The sequence below is a fragment of the Nitrosopumilaceae archaeon genome, from assembly GCA_035631875.1.
In the GTDB taxonomy this organism is placed as follows: domain Archaea; phylum Thermoproteota; class Nitrososphaeria; order Nitrososphaerales; family Nitrosopumilaceae; genus TA-20.
Genome location: DASQHX010000012.1, coordinates 1 through 14406, shown reverse-complemented (window position 1 = coordinate 14406; position 14406 = coordinate 1). Strand labels below are relative to the sequence as shown.

Below are 14406 nucleotides of genomic sequence, written 5' to 3'. Positions count from 1 at the left end.
AAAGCAGCGATTACTGGTAGAATTATTATTTTTCCCATACCCAAACCCAGTTTTGATCATAGAATGCGATCTATAAAAGTATGATCTTCCAATTTCGGGAATTTCTAAATTTTATATTTTAAATATCATTTTTCTAAAAATAATATAACAAAATAGGTATTGAATCTCCCATAACTTTATAATTAATAATTTAGGCACAAACTTTCACTGATCTAAACTCAAAGATTTGATCTTGTTAGACCTGACTAAGAAATAATCACAACAAATCTCAGACATTTTTGCTGGTTGAACCCTTTCCTAATTTTTTATAATTTGGAAACATTACAAGATTTATTTTATAAAAATTAAAAACTTGATCTATGGAATAGATTCAAGAAAAATGGAGTTTTCACAGTAACAATGAATATGGTAGTTCATACTTATGGGCATGGGTAGTTTACTATTCCACTACCAAGATTATTTATTGGATTAGTGGTAATCTTAGTACAGTGATTGTAGATAATGCCAGAGTTGTTGATAGTACCTGAGTTAGTGATGATGTTATAGTTATTTATGATGCCACCCGAGTTGTTAGTGATGGTACCAGAGTTGTAGATGTAACTGTTGTTGTTGAGGATGCCAGAGTTGGTGATCGTGCCGCCAGAGTTGTTGATGGTACCAGAGTTGTTTATGGTACTACCCGAATAAATGATAACAAGACCGTGAGAGTTGTTAGTGATGGTACCAGAATTAGTTATGGTACTGTAAGATTTGATGGTACCAGTGTTGTTGATGACACCGCCATAGTCATTGGTGATTGTACCATAGAAAGTGATTGTGCCAGAGTTGTTTATGATGCCAAACGAGTTGTTGGTAATTGTACCAGAGTTGGTGATGGTACCAGAGTTAGTTATGATGCCTCCAAAGTTGTTAATGATCGTGCCTCCAGAGTTGTTGGTAATTGTACCAGAGTTGATTATGGTACCAGCATTGGTTATTGTACCAGAGTTAGTAAGAGTGCCGGTAACGGCTAGTGTAACACCACTATTAACTGTCAACGAGTTGCCAGAGCCAATTGCTAAATCAAATATAGTACATGTCAAGCTAGAATTCCAACTTCCTCCAAGCGCTTGACATGAAGCTTGATCAGATAATACCGAAACAATTGGCTTATTTGAAAGAGATGATATCAAGTTATTTGCAATTGGAGCACCTAGGCCAGTTACAAAGTCATATCCTGGTCCTGCGTTACAAATGGCACAATTGCCATTATTTCCTGATGTGATGTCTCTAAAGTTTGTATTATACTTGTTACCACTTGCCGCATTGTATATTGCGTTTAGTGTTCCAAATGATGTGGAAGAAAGAGGAGTACTGTTTTGGCTGTTTGCTATTGCGACAACTGAAGCCCATACTGGTGCAGAAGCACTTGTTCCATATACTGTATACCAACCTGATTGTCCGCTTACTAGAATACTGTCAAATACTGGGAAATTTGTAGCCGAAGATGCAACATCGGGCTGTGCCCTCATCTTATTACTGGATATACCGTAATTGGTTTGGTATAGAGGCTCTGCCTTGTTTATACTGTATCCTCCACCACTTCCGCTCCAAGCAGTTTCACTTTGAAGATTTCCTGCAGTATTAAAGTTAAGAATTGTTCCACCGACAGAAACAACATACGGGGATGCTGCAGGATAAATCGTACCAGTTCCAGCATCTCCAGAGCTTGCAAAGTAGCTCACACCTGGTGCTTGAAATGATGAATCAAAAGAAGAATCGGAAGAAGATTCTTGGCCACCAAAGCTCATCGATACTTGATGAACACCTGGCCACTTGGAGGCAATGTTTACTCCACCAACAAAGCCCTGTCCACCATAAAGATCATTTTCAGAGTTAGTGGCAGTATTGACAAGAAAGATTTTAGCTCCAGGAGCAACTGCATGTGCCCATTCCACATCAAGTGATACCTCCAAATCTGTTGGCATATTATATGGTACGTTAGGATCAGTTGGTGCTCCAGCCTCTACTGAGATAGTCAAGCATCCATTTGCTTTAGTACATGAAGGAAGACCATAGTATTGGTTAAAGGTACCAAGGTCATGTTCTATTACAGGATCATAATACCAATCTACAATTCCTATTACTTGTCCGTATCCGCAAAGATGAGGGTCACCCCACTGGTAGCCTGTCATTGAACAATTTAGTGAATTAAGAGCATACGCAGTCCAGATTCCTTGTGGGCTGGTCCCAAGTGTGCTTTGAGATGAAACAAAAGGAACTATTTCTGATGGGTTGAAATGGTGCTTGATATGAATAGGATGATGTGTCTTGTGGGGAGATGCCTTTTCCTTGTCAATTAAGTGCTTTTGCCAGCTGCTAGGTGAATGAGATTCTAATGATCCTGAATCCAGATATTGGGTAAGATTATTTTCTGATGAGGTTTGGGAAAGACTGGTAGCATTATCCGAGTTTGAGCCGCTAGATATCACAGTGGAATTGGTCTGTATGCTTTGCTGATTATTTGCTACGGTTATGGTTTGATTAGTTTGAATCCCAGCAGGATTTGTTCCGTTGATATCAGTTGATGTGGTTCCATTGGGATCGGCATTAGCTTGCGGAAAATTATTTAAAATAGAAAATGGTACCAGTAGCATTATCAATATAATTGAGAAAATTTTCTTACCTTGCAAAGCAGAATCTTCTAGATAGCGAAGTAACTTAATGACTAGCATGTATTATTTTGATACAGGAAACAAACAAGTTTTGACATAATTTGGCTATAAAATCATATATGTATCACATAACAGTGTTAGCGCAAAATCACTCGTAAAAATGGACTAGAATATTCCTCTAGACGAAAGTTAAGAACTTTTTATATTGGAGTTACAAGTTTGTCGTGGTCTTACCAAACAGAAAAGTTATCTTGGAACTATTTTACGATTACAAAAACGTATGACTAAAAGATTTTAACCACTCACAAAGATAGTATCGCCGTGAGGATCCTAACCCTTGATGATCTAGATACCAAAGGAAAGACTGTCTTTTTGCGTGTCGATATGAACAGCCCGATGGATCCTAAAACTATACAGATCTTGGAAACAAGTAGGATACGAGAATCAACCGAGTCCCTAAAAGATCTAAAGGATTCAAAGGTCGTCATTGCTTCCCATCAAGGAAGAGTTGGTAACAAAGATTATACTGGAATGGAAAACCACGCCAAAGTTCTTTCACAAATTTTGGGTCGTGACATAAAATATGTTGAAGATGTGATTGGTTCAGAAGCTCAAAGAGAAATAAAAAATATGAAAAACGGTGACATAATTTTGCTTGACAATCTGAGACTTTGTGCAGAGGAAAACTATGAATTTACTCCAGATAATGCTTCTAAGACAATCATGGTCAGCAGGCTTTCAAAGCTTTTTGATCTTTGTGTGATTGATTCTTTTCCAAGCTCTCATAGAGCACATCCTTCAATCATAGGATTTTCCCATATACTTCCTGCATGTGCAGGAAGGCTTGTTGAAAGAGAAGTCAGAAGACTAGATGAGATAATGACTGTAGCCAAATCCCCACATGTTGTAGTGTTAGGAGGCTCCAAAATCAATGATAGACTAGAAGCAATAGAGACATTAATTCAAAATGGACGAGCAGATCAGGTTCTGCTTACCGGAGTTATTGCAAACGTGTTCATGCGGGCACAAGGAAGAATAAAGTTCCCTCTTGGTATAAAACAAGAAGAAGAAGTAGTTTCAAAAGCTCATTCTCTTATTGGAGAATATCCAGATGTTTTTTCACTGCCAGTAGATATTGCAATAGAAAAGGATGGTTCCAGAGTAGAGATGGATGTACGGGAATTAGGAAAAGGTGACCATATACTTGATCTTGGACCAAAGACGATAGACTATTACATAAAATCAATAAATGGTGCAGGAACTGTTTTTATGAGTGGCCCTGCAGGATTTTTTGAAAATGAGAATTTCAAGTTTGGTACTGAGAGCTTACTTAGGGGAGTTGCAGATTCTTTTGCTACCACCATTGTAAGCGGCGGTCATCTTACTGCAGCGCTCAAAAGATACGGCTTGGCAGACAAGATAAATCACATCAGTACTGCAGGTGGAGCACTGGTGTTATATTTAACAGGAGTCAAGCTTCCAATGATTCAGTCCTTAGAAGAGGCCGCAGAAAGATACAGAACTAGACAGTAGCTTTACATTCAGAGTTTGGACAAATTCTTGATTCCAATTTTCCCAAATGTATTTCTAGATCACATGAATTACACTTGAATTTCTCGACTTCTGCAAAGAGTTTGTACCACTGGGTGGTAAAATCCTGCGCTATTGGTCTTAAAAGGCTGTCATTATGTAGTTGTTTAAAAAACGGAGGCATATCATCAATTGTCAAGGACTGGTCAATGTCTCCTTTTAGTATTTCAAAGATCTCGTCGTTTGTAAATCTCAGGTTTGTATCATTGAATTTTTCATAAATTATTTTTCTAATTTGTAGTGGAATAGATGTAGATTGTGTAATCAATTTAGAAGAGACCTGATGCTTCTTCTTTTATTTTATCAGCAGAAACTGTATCTTTTAGCTTGTCAGAGACATATGAGTATATACCATACTTTAGAACCTTAAGAGATAACAGAGCACATTTTATTCTTGCAGGTCCTAGGTCATGCAAGCCAAGGTTTTCAAGTATGTCCTCTTTTGTTAGTTTTTTTACAAAATCAAAATCTTTACCCATGATAAGTTCTGTTAGCATTGAAGCACTAGCCTGACTTATTGCACATCCTTTTCCCATAAATTTCACATCAGAAACCTTGTTGTCTTTAAGATTGATGTGCATTTCAAGCTCATCACCGCATAACGGATTGCTATCTTTTTTTGAAATATCTGGATTTTCTATTTTTCCATAATTTCGTGGATTTCTATAATAATCTAAAATGATTTCTCGATAAATGTCTGCACTACTCAAATTCTAAACAGCTCCCTAGCTCTATTAAGTGACCTGATAAAAACATCTACTTCCTCTTTTGTATTATAGATATAAAAACTTGCACGAGATGTTGCAGAAACATCTAGTCTTTCCATCAAAACTTGTGCGCAGTGATGACCAGATCGTATAGCAATACCATCTTCATCTATTATTGTAGCAAGATCATGTGGATGTATATCCCCAAGATTAAATGAAATAACTCCTCCCCGTTTTGTGATATCTGGCGGTCCGTATAGAATTATTCCTTTTACTGCAGAAATTTTGTCAAGAGCATATTTGGTTAATTCAACTTCATGCTCACGTACTTTGTCCATGCCTATCTTATCAAGATAATCTAAAGCTGCAGAAAATCCAATTACATCTGCAATGTTTGGAGTTCCAGCTTCAAACTTGTATGGCAGATCATTCCAGGTTGTCTCATACTTGTGTACCTCTCTTATCATGTCTCCTCCTGCGTTAAATGGAACCATGTTTTCTAGTAATTCTTTTCTTGCCCACAACACCCCTACACCTGTTGGGCCAAGCATCTTGTGAGCTGAGAATGCAAAAAAGTCACAGTCTAGTTTTTGTATGTCTACTTTAAGATGTGGAACCGATTGAGCTCCATCAACTAGTACCCGTACTCCCTTTTGATGGCATTTTTTTATTATCTCCTCAGTCTTGCTTATTGTTCCTAAAACATTTGACATTTGGCTAAATGTTACAAGCTTTACCTTTCCAGTATCGAGATATGTATCTAATTGGTCAAGTATGAGCTCACCATTGTCATCTACTCCAATGTATTCAAGTTTGGCTCCTTTTTCTTTTGTCAAGAGTTGCCATGGCACAATGTTGCTGTGATGCTCATATTCAGTTGTTACAACAATGTCATCTTTTTGTACATTTTGTCGTCCCCAAGAATATGCAACAAGGTTGATTGCTTCTGTTGTTCCCCTAACAAAGATTAGCTCTTCACGATTTTTTACATTGATGAATTTTGCAATCTTGTCTCTTGTAAGTTCGTATGCGGCAGTAGATTCTTCTGCAAGTTCGTGCACTGCCCTGTGTATGTTGGAATTATAATTAAGATAATAATTGCTAATGGAATCTATTACTTGGATTGGTTTTTGTGTTGTTGCTGCATTATCAAAATAAACAAGAGGTTTGTCTTTGTGAACCTTGCGTTTTAGAATAGGAAAGTCGTTTCTTATATTTTCTATATTCATTACACTAGTTTGCAAATTTATTCAACCTCGACATAGATCTCATTTTGTTCTATTTTAACATTGTAGGTTTTAAGAGGCACTTCGGCAGGAAGGTTTTGTGGTACTCCTGTCTCAAGATTAAAAGTTGAAAGATGTAGGGGGCATGTCACTCCTTCATCATTTAAAATTCCAGTCGAGAGGTCAGCTTCTGCATGTGTGCATATTCTGTCAGTGGCATATATTTTGCCATTAAGATTTGCTAAAAGAATTTTTTTATCATCATGATCAAAATCAAGCATCTCGCCTTTTTCCAATTCTTTTTTGCTACAAGCCTTTATCCATTTTGACAAAAAATTCTCACCTGTATTTGTAATGACTTCCAAAGATGTCTGTTTCACGATACCTTGTCTCTTCAACTTCCAAGAGCTCCTTTAGCTGATCATCTGATTTTATTGAAAGTTCGCGGCCAAGCCATTTTGAGTCTATAAGATATGTTATCCATGCCCTAATTTGATATGACATTTTTCTTGAAAGTGGTTCAAGGAATCCTTCAACTATGATTTTTTGAGCATCTGATTTTGAAAGGCATCGTGTACCCAAGTAAAAGAGCTGTTCATCATCAATCTGAGCAACAGAAGCCGCATGTGTCGCCTTGACATCGTTTGTAAATATTTCAAGGCCTGGAATGGAATCAGATTTTGCGCCTTTATCAAGTAAGATAGAGTGACCAGCAAGATAGGATTCTGTATGGTGTGCCTCTTTTTCAATTCTTATCATTCCTTTGAATAATGACTTTGAAGTATCTTTTAATACAGATTTTTCAAGAACTCGTCCACTAGTTGATTGTGCTATATGTATCAAGTTTGATGTAATATCAAATGATTGATTCTTGTTTCCAAATACAACCTCAGTGTCGTTGGCATTTGCCCCAATTCCGGATAGATAGTTATCAATTTTATATCTTGAAAGAAGTGAGCCAAACAATCCAAGATACCAGTTCATCCTGCCGTCTCGCAAAATTTCTGCCTTTCTTGTGGAAAAGTTTACTGCGTTTTGGTCCATTGCCTGTAATGTGATTAAATCAAGCTCGGTGTTCTGATTCACATGCACGTTTAGCAGCTCAAGATAGGCTTGCTGTTTTGGACTTTTTGGCGCATAAAGCTCTTGTACAATAGACGCCTTGGAGTTTTCTTCTCCTATTACCACATTACGAGATATTGTGGAAGTCTGGTCCATAGACAGTGACGAAATCAGGTGAATTGTCTTTTCTAAGATCATGTTTTTGGGAATATAGATGAAAATTCCTGAATTAAAAAATGCGTTGTTTAGTGCTGTATACTTGTCTGTTTTTGGATCAGTTGATTCTAGTGATTGTTTTATTTTATCAGAATGATCTTTTATCGCGTCTTGTATTGAACATATTACCAGTCCCTTTGATTTTAATTCTGATGGCAAGTTTATTTTGTGGATGTTTGTTCCAATTTGTACCACGTGTGGATTGTCTGCAAGCTCATTCATTCTGTCTTTAACAAAATCTGGAACTGTACTATCTGAGCTAAGTGAGAATGTTACCTCGTCTGGGTTCATCTTGTTTGCATCGCTGTACTTGTTGTACAGTGGTGATACTTCTGGTGGTAATTGTTGGTATATTGCAAAAGAATTTTTTCTATATTCTTTAAGCCAAGACGGTTCGTTATTTGCGTCAGAGATTTCGTCTATGTGATTTTGACCAAGCTTTGATAGAACAAATGAGGACATTTCTTAAAAATTTCAGGCTACAGTCTAACCGACAGAGCCATCCATTTCCATTTTTACTAGTCTGTTAAGCTCCACTGCATACTCCATTGGGAGCTCTTTGGTAAACGGTTCGATGAATCCGTTTACAATGAGGGTCAGTGCTTCTTCTTCTGAAAAGCCCCTTGTCATAAGGTAGAAGATCTGCTCATCTCCTATCTTTCCTACGGTTGCCTCATGTGTAATAGTGGCATCTTCTTGATTAATTTCCATGTATGGATAAGTATCAGTTTTTGATTCATCATCTAAAAGTAATGCATCACATCTAACAGAAGATTTTACGTTTGTAGCTCCTTTTGCAACATGAAGCAGTCCTCTATAGGTGGTTCTTCCATTGCTTTTGCTAACTGATTTTGATGTAATTCTAGATGTGGTGTTTGGTGCCAAGTGTACCATCTTTGCGCCAGTATCTTGGTGTTGGTTTTTTCCTGCAAATGCAACAGACAGTGTCTCACCATGCGCATGCTGTCCTAATAGATAGATTCCTGGATACTTCATTGTAAGCTTGCTTCCAATGTTTCCGTCAACCCAATCCACTCTTGCACCTTGATATGCATAAGCTCTCTTTGTAACTAGATTGTAAACATCATTACTCCAATTTTGAATTGTTGTGTATCTTAGTTTGGCATCTTTGAATGCAATTAATTCTACAACTGCAGAGTGCAATGATTCTGAAGAATAAACCGGTGCAGTACATCCTTCGATATAATGTACTTCTGCACCTTCATCTGCGATAATTAGTGTTCTTTCAAACTGTCCAATGTTTTCTTTGTTAATTCTAAAGTATGCTTGCAATGGAAGATCTACTTTGACGCCTTTTGGAACATAAATAAAAGATCCACCACTCCAGACTGCACTATTTAGTGCTGCAAACTTGTTATCTTCTGGAGGAATTACTTTGCCAAAATACTTTTTGAAGATTTCAGGTTGTTCTTTTAGAGCAGTATCAGTATCAAGGAAAACTACACCTTTTTTTGCCAAGTCTTCTCTTAGACTATGATAAACAACTTCAGATTCATATTGAGCACCTACACCTGCAAGGAATTTTTTCTCCGCCTCTGGAATTCCAAGCTTGTCAAAGGTTGCTTTTACGTCAGCTGGAACATCATCCCAATTTTTTTCTGTCTTTTCGGATGCTCTTGCATAATAGTAAATATTGTTAAAATCTATTTTAGCTAGATCGCCACCCCAATTTGGCATTGGTTTTTTCATGAAAATATCATAAGAACGTAGTCTAAAGTCAAGCATCCATTGTGGTTCGTCTTTTAATTTACTGATTTCTATGACTGTTTCTCTTGTGAGACCCCTCTTGCTTGTGTAAACATACATTTCGGTGGAATCTTTGAAATCATATTTACTATAATCCATATTGAGGTTCTCAGTCGTCATACACGTAAATAACACCGTTATATTATAAAAAACTTCTACAACTCTTACTAGGTGTATAGCGGAGTAGGCTAAGCTAAATAGTCCAAGCTAACAAAAACAATTTTTTATTGTTTCAAAAGCTCCTGGTACTGTATGTACATCTGCAACTATTGGTTTGATTCCAAATTTTTTCAATTCATCTGCAGTAAATGGTCCAATTGCAACAATTTTTGATGCTCTAAGATTTTGTAATAGTGTTTCTTTATCTGCATCCAATAACATAATTTCAAAAAATGCATTTACTGATGATGCACTAGTAAAGACAATACCATCCACCTTGTTATTTGCAAACAGTTCTCTAAATTCATTCCATTGTGATGTATCGCGAAAAGAGCATACATCGTAAAGATAAATTTCTTTTACTTGTAACCCAATTTTTTCAAGAAGCTGTGCAAGAAATGGTGTAGAAGCACCACTTCGTGGAATAATGACTTTTTTTCCTTCAGCATTTAATCTTGTAAAGATCTCACCTACACCAACAGAAGAAAACCTATTTGGCATGTATGCAACTCTGATTCCTTCAGACTCTAGTGCAGCTTTTGTTTTTGGTCCAACGGCTATCACAGTAGTATTTGCTATTGCAAGTTGGAGTTTTTCATATTTTGAAATTTTTCGTGCGATATCAAACAAAAGTTTGACTGCTTTTGAGCTCATAAAAACAGAAAAATCTGGATCTTCCTCCTTTATTGCATGTAGAAATTCATCAACAATTTTTTCACCCTTACTTACAAGTTCTATTGTTGGAAGAGATATGGGGTTTGCATTTGCATTTGTAATTAATTGTATAAATTCTTCAGAATCTTCTTTGGAACGTGTGATTGCGATTGTTTTACCAGTAATCATTTTCTCCACCCTATTATTTCAGACAGATTAACTACCTTACCTATTATAATTATAGACGGCGGTCTTATTTTGGCTTGGATTACCTTTTGTGATATGTTTGAGAGATCTCCTTTTATCATTCTGTGTTTTGGTGTGGTTCCATTTTGTATTACTGCTACAGGAGTTTTTTTATCTAGTCCCCCCTCTATCAGGTTTTTAGAAATTTTTTCTAATCTTGAAAGCCCCATCATTATTACAATGGTATCTACAGATTTTGCAAGTTTTTTCCATTTGACAGCCTCTTTTGTCTTTTTAGCATCCTCATGCCCTGTGACAAAAACAACTGAGGAGGCATAATCTCTGTGTGTAAGCGGTATTCCAGAATATTCTGCAGAGCCAATTCCAGATGTTATTCCAGGAATAATTTCATATTTTATCTTGTGAGATCTAAGAAATTCTGCTTCCTCGCCTCCTCTCCCAAAAATAAAAGGATCTCCTCCCTTTAGCCGGACTATGTTTTTCTTTGTCTTTGCAAACTTTAGCATCAAATCATTTGTAGAGTCTTGATGTTTGTAATCATCTCCAACGTCACGCCCGACATAGACTTTTTCTGCAATTTTTGGTATCATGGAAATGATTCCTTTACTTACCAGTCTATCGTAAAGAACCACATCGGCAGATTTTATCACTTCAACAGCTTTTAGCGTGATAAGCTTGTGGTCACCGGGTCCTGCTCCAACTATGTAGACTTTGCCTGTCATTTTTTATTCCATTCCTCTACTTTTTCTCTCCAATTTTTAGCAAGCTCTGCTATTCCCTTCTCAGCAAGCTCTGTAGCTAACTGCTTTCCAAGCTCTTTTGCATGTATGGGCTCTCCTGTTTTTTCCACATTAATGGATTTGCTGCCATCTACAGAATATACTATTACATGCAATTTTAGCTTGTCTCCTGTTTTTGTTGCTAGTGCACCTACTGGAAATCTACACCCAGAATCTACAAAAATAGAAAGAGATCTTTCAGCTTCAATAGCACAGCGAGAATCAGGATCTTCTATTGTATTTAGTAATTCGATTAGTTTGACATTATCCCTTCTTGATACGATTGCAAGTGCACCTTGTCCAGGAGAAGGTGGAAACTCGCTTATTGAGAGCTTTTCAAATTTTACATCCAAACCTAATCTTCCAATTCCCGCTTCGGCAAGAACAACGCCGTCAAAATTTCCATCATCAATTTTTTTAATTCTTGATTCAATGTTCCCCCTGATTGGTTTTACTATAACATCAGGTCTTTTGCGTGAGACCTGTACTGCTCTTCTAAGACTGCTAGTGCCAATTATTGCACCTTTTTTTATTTTATCAAGGGTGTGATTACCTTTGGAAATGAACACATCGTTTGCAGCTTCTCTTTTTGGAATACAAGATAGAATAAGATCATCAGGAAGTTCTGCAGGAACATCCTTCAAACTATGTACTGCAAAGTCAACCTTTTTTTCAGCCACTGCCCTATCAATTTCTTTTTCAAATATTCCCTTTTGATTTATGTTAAAAAGTGGTCTTGCATCTGTGTCGCCTTTGGTTTTTATCGGAACTATCTCAAATTCTGTTTCTGGTGATTTCTTTTTTAATTCTGATATAACCCATTTTGTCTGGGCAAGTGAAAGTGGACTGCCTCTTGTTCCTATTGTATACTTCATGTCTTCACTGCTCTAAGAGATTTTTCGTATGCTTCTATGGTCTTGTGCAAATCATCAGTAGTATGAGAATATGATAAAAACACGGTTTCAAATTGAGATGGTGCTACAAATACGCCATTTTTTAAAAGTGTGGCAAATAATTTCTTGAATTTTTTGGTATCAGCTTTTTTTGCAGAACCATAATCTTTTACGGGCTTGTCTGTAAAAAAGACCTGAAACATGGAGCTAATAAAATTAATTTGGTTAGGAATCCTTAGATCAGTTGCTAGATCCTTGATGGCATTTGCCAATATGGTGCAACTAAGTTCAAGTTTTGGATAGATCTTGTTTTTGTCCTTGTTTATCGTTTTTATAGATGCTATAGCAGCGGCAACAGACACGGGATTGCCAGCATAGGTACTTGCCTGGTACACCTTTCCTTGCGGGGATAACATATCCATTATCTCATTTTTGCCACCCACCGCGGCAATGACAAATCCATTTCCAAGTGCCTTGCCAAGCGTGGTAATGTCAGGTGTTATGGAATAGTATTTTTGTGCTCCACCTAGTGACATTCTAAATCCTGTAACTACTTCATCAAATATCAAAGGAACGTCATGATCTTTTGTAATTTTTCTGACATTATCAAGAAATCTTTTTTCAGGTAAAACCAGACCCATATTTGCAAGTACTGGTTCTATTATCACTCCAGCAACATCTTTTTGTTTTTCTAGTACGGAATCAAGCTCCTGTGAATTGTTATACTGTACAACAAGCGTGTTTTTAGAGACTTCGTCAAGACCTCCTTCTGAGATTGATATTCCATTATGAGCTGCGCCAGAGCCCGCCTTTACAAGAACAGATTCATGCGCACCATGGTAGCATCCTTCAAATTTTATTATTTTTTTCCTCTTTGTAAAGCCTCTTGCAAGTCGTATTGCAGTCATTGTGGCCTCGCTTCCAGTGTTTACTAATCGTACTTTTTCCATGGAAGGATAATTTCTTACAATTAATTCTGATAGTTCAACTTCAATATCTGTTGGTGCACAGTATAGCGTTCCATTTTTTAATTGTGACAAAACTGCTGAGAGTATTTCTTTTCTTTGATGCCCCAAAAGCAAGGCACCATATCCGTTACAAAAGTCAAGATACCTATTACCATCCACATCCCAGATCACACTGCCGTTAGCTTTTTTTACAAAGAACGGATATGGATCATAGAATCTGACTGGGCTGTTTATTCCTGATGGAATAACCTTTTTTGCCCGTAAAAATAATTTCTTTGAATTTGACATCAGATAAAGGTAAAATGATTATTATTATAATCTATATGAAAAGTATCGAAATATTACATCAAGTATAGTTTCTTAAATCAAATTGAATGAATTGAGCGTGATTAGTGGTGTAAACAGTATCTGTAATTATCGTACTTCACAGTTAACTATGGTATCGTGGCTTACATTGTCAGCAGTGCAAGTGTTATGTCCATCTCCACCATCAATTATATTCGAACCTGTGCCTACTGTTATTTTGTCATTTCCTGAACCTCCCTTTATGATATTGTTACCGTTACCAGCTATAATGGCATCATCTCCATTGCCTCCAAATATCACATTGTCACCATTTCCTGCAATTATACAATCACCAGATGTACCAGCACGAATTATATCATTTCCGCCAAGACTTATTATCAAATTAGAAACCCCTATTTTTCCAACTAGAATATCATCATTTTCTGTACCCATTATCAAGTTGTAAGATGATTCAGGCTTACCACATGCCAATACTGTCACTGATTGTGTAAGTGATTTAGAATTACCAAATTTATCAATAGCATTCCATTCTACTATTGTCTTACCAAGTGGGAACGATGCAGTAGCGTTATTAGTTATTTTTGGAGATGTATCAATAATTCCAGTAGCTGTTGCTTGTCCAATTTGTATTGGCATTTCAAATGCGGTAGCATTCACAACTATATCAGCTGGAATATTTAGTTGTGGTGGAGATCTATCAACTACAGTTATTTTTTGAGTTGCAGTAGCAGAGTTTCCTGATGTATCAGTAGATTTCCATGTTACAATGGTTTGTCCAAATGGAAATACTTGTGGTGCATCATTTGTAATAGAAGCAACACCCACGGCGTCTTTTGCCGTAGCGTTACCAATCTCTACGTTATTACTGGTAGGACTTGTTGCATTAACAATAATATTTGTTGGTGCTACAATAATTGGTGCAGTGGTGTCAACTACATCAACTGTCTGAGTTGCGTTAGAGATGTTGCCAGCTGCATCCTTTGCAGTCCATGTAATTGCAGTTTTGCCTATTGGGAATACTGATGGAGCGTTATCAGATATTGTAACTTGTTCTACATCTGTTGCCGTAGCATTACCTAGTGATACGGTATTATCAGTAAGGGAAGTTGCCTCTACCTTGATGTCCTTTGGTGGAATGATCTTTGGTGCAGTGGTGTCAACTACATCAACTGTCTGAGTTGCGTTAGAGATGTTGCCAGCTGCATCCTTTGCAGTCCA

Annotated in this window: 13 protein-coding genes; 1 reads left to right on the top strand and 12 read right to left on the bottom strand. The window is 37.0% G+C overall.

Annotated features, from left to right (window positions below):
• Positions 1 to 419 precede the first annotated feature (419 nt).
• Positions 420 to 2714, bottom strand: coding sequence for a hypothetical protein (locus tag VEU72_09230; GenBank protein ID HYL67312.1), 2295 nt, complete (start codon positions 2712 to 2714; stop codon positions 420 to 422).
• A 261-nt stretch (positions 2715 to 2975) separates the two neighbouring features.
• On the opposite strand from VEU72_09230, the gene VEU72_09225 reads away from it, so the two are divergent.
• On the top strand, positions 2976 to 4187 hold the full coding sequence (locus VEU72_09225) for a phosphoglycerate kinase (protein HYL67311.1): 1212 nt from the start codon (positions 2976 to 2978) through the stop codon (positions 4185 to 4187).
• On the opposite strand, the gene VEU72_09220 is transcribed toward VEU72_09225, so the two are convergent.
• From VEU72_09220 to VEU72_09170, 11 genes are all read right to left on the bottom strand, one after another.
• Positions 4177 to 4512 (bottom strand): hypothetical protein, encoded by a 336-nt coding sequence (locus tag VEU72_09220; protein HYL67310.1) that lies wholly within the window; start codon positions 4510 to 4512, stop codon positions 4177 to 4179. The two genes, VEU72_09225 and VEU72_09220, sit on opposite strands and share 11 nt — an antisense overlap.
• 1 nt (position 4513) lies before the next feature.
• A complete protein-coding gene (locus VEU72_09215) occupies positions 4514 to 4954 on the bottom strand; it encodes an SUF system NifU family Fe-S cluster assembly protein (protein HYL67309.1) in 441 nt (146 codons plus the stop codon).
• Positions 4951 to 6180, bottom strand: coding sequence for a cysteine desulfurase (locus tag VEU72_09210; protein HYL67308.1), 1230 nt, complete (start codon positions 6178 to 6180; stop codon positions 4951 to 4953). The genes VEU72_09215 and VEU72_09210 overlap by 4 nt, the downstream gene beginning before the upstream one ends.
• Positions 6181 to 6197: 17 nt before the next feature.
• Entirely contained in the window at positions 6198 to 6509 is a 312-nt protein-coding gene (locus VEU72_09205) for a non-heme iron oxygenase ferredoxin subunit (GenBank protein HYL67307.1), read from the bottom strand.
• Between the two features lie 7 nt (positions 6510 to 6516).
• Positions 6517 to 7917, bottom strand: a complete 1401-nt coding sequence (sufD, locus tag VEU72_09200; GenBank protein HYL67306.1) for a Fe-S cluster assembly protein SufD — start codon at positions 7915 to 7917, stop codon at positions 6517 to 6519.
• A 24-nt stretch (positions 7918 to 7941) separates the two neighbouring features.
• On the bottom strand, positions 7942 to 9342 hold the full coding sequence (sufB, locus tag VEU72_09195) for a Fe-S cluster assembly protein SufB (GenBank protein HYL67305.1): 1401 nt from the start codon (positions 9340 to 9342) through the stop codon (positions 7942 to 7944).
• Positions 9343 to 9429: 87 nt separating this feature from the next.
• On the bottom strand, positions 9430 to 10224 hold the full coding sequence (locus VEU72_09190; GenBank protein HYL67304.1) for a uroporphyrinogen-III synthase: 795 nt from the start codon (positions 10222 to 10224) through the stop codon (positions 9430 to 9432).
• Positions 10221 to 10964, bottom strand: coding sequence for a uroporphyrinogen-III C-methyltransferase (gene cobA / locus VEU72_09185; GenBank protein ID HYL67303.1), 744 nt, complete (start codon positions 10962 to 10964; stop codon positions 10221 to 10223). Before cobA ends, VEU72_09190 begins: the two co-directional genes overlap by 4 nt.
• Positions 10961 to 11896 carry a hydroxymethylbilane synthase gene (gene hemC / locus VEU72_09180; GenBank protein HYL67302.1) on the bottom strand — a complete coding sequence of 312 codons (936 nt, stop codon included), beginning with the start codon at positions 11894 to 11896 and terminating at the stop codon, positions 10961 to 10963. Before hemC ends, cobA begins: the two co-directional genes overlap by 4 nt.
• Entirely contained in the window at positions 11893 to 13170 is a 1278-nt protein-coding gene (gene hemL / locus VEU72_09175) for a glutamate-1-semialdehyde 2,1-aminomutase (protein ID HYL67301.1), read from the bottom strand. The genes hemC and hemL overlap by 4 nt, the downstream gene beginning before the upstream one ends.
• A 126-nt stretch (positions 13171 to 13296) precedes the next feature.
• On the bottom strand, positions 13297 to 14406 hold a 1110-nt coding region (locus VEU72_09170), incomplete at its 5' end, for an HYR domain-containing protein (protein HYL67300.1).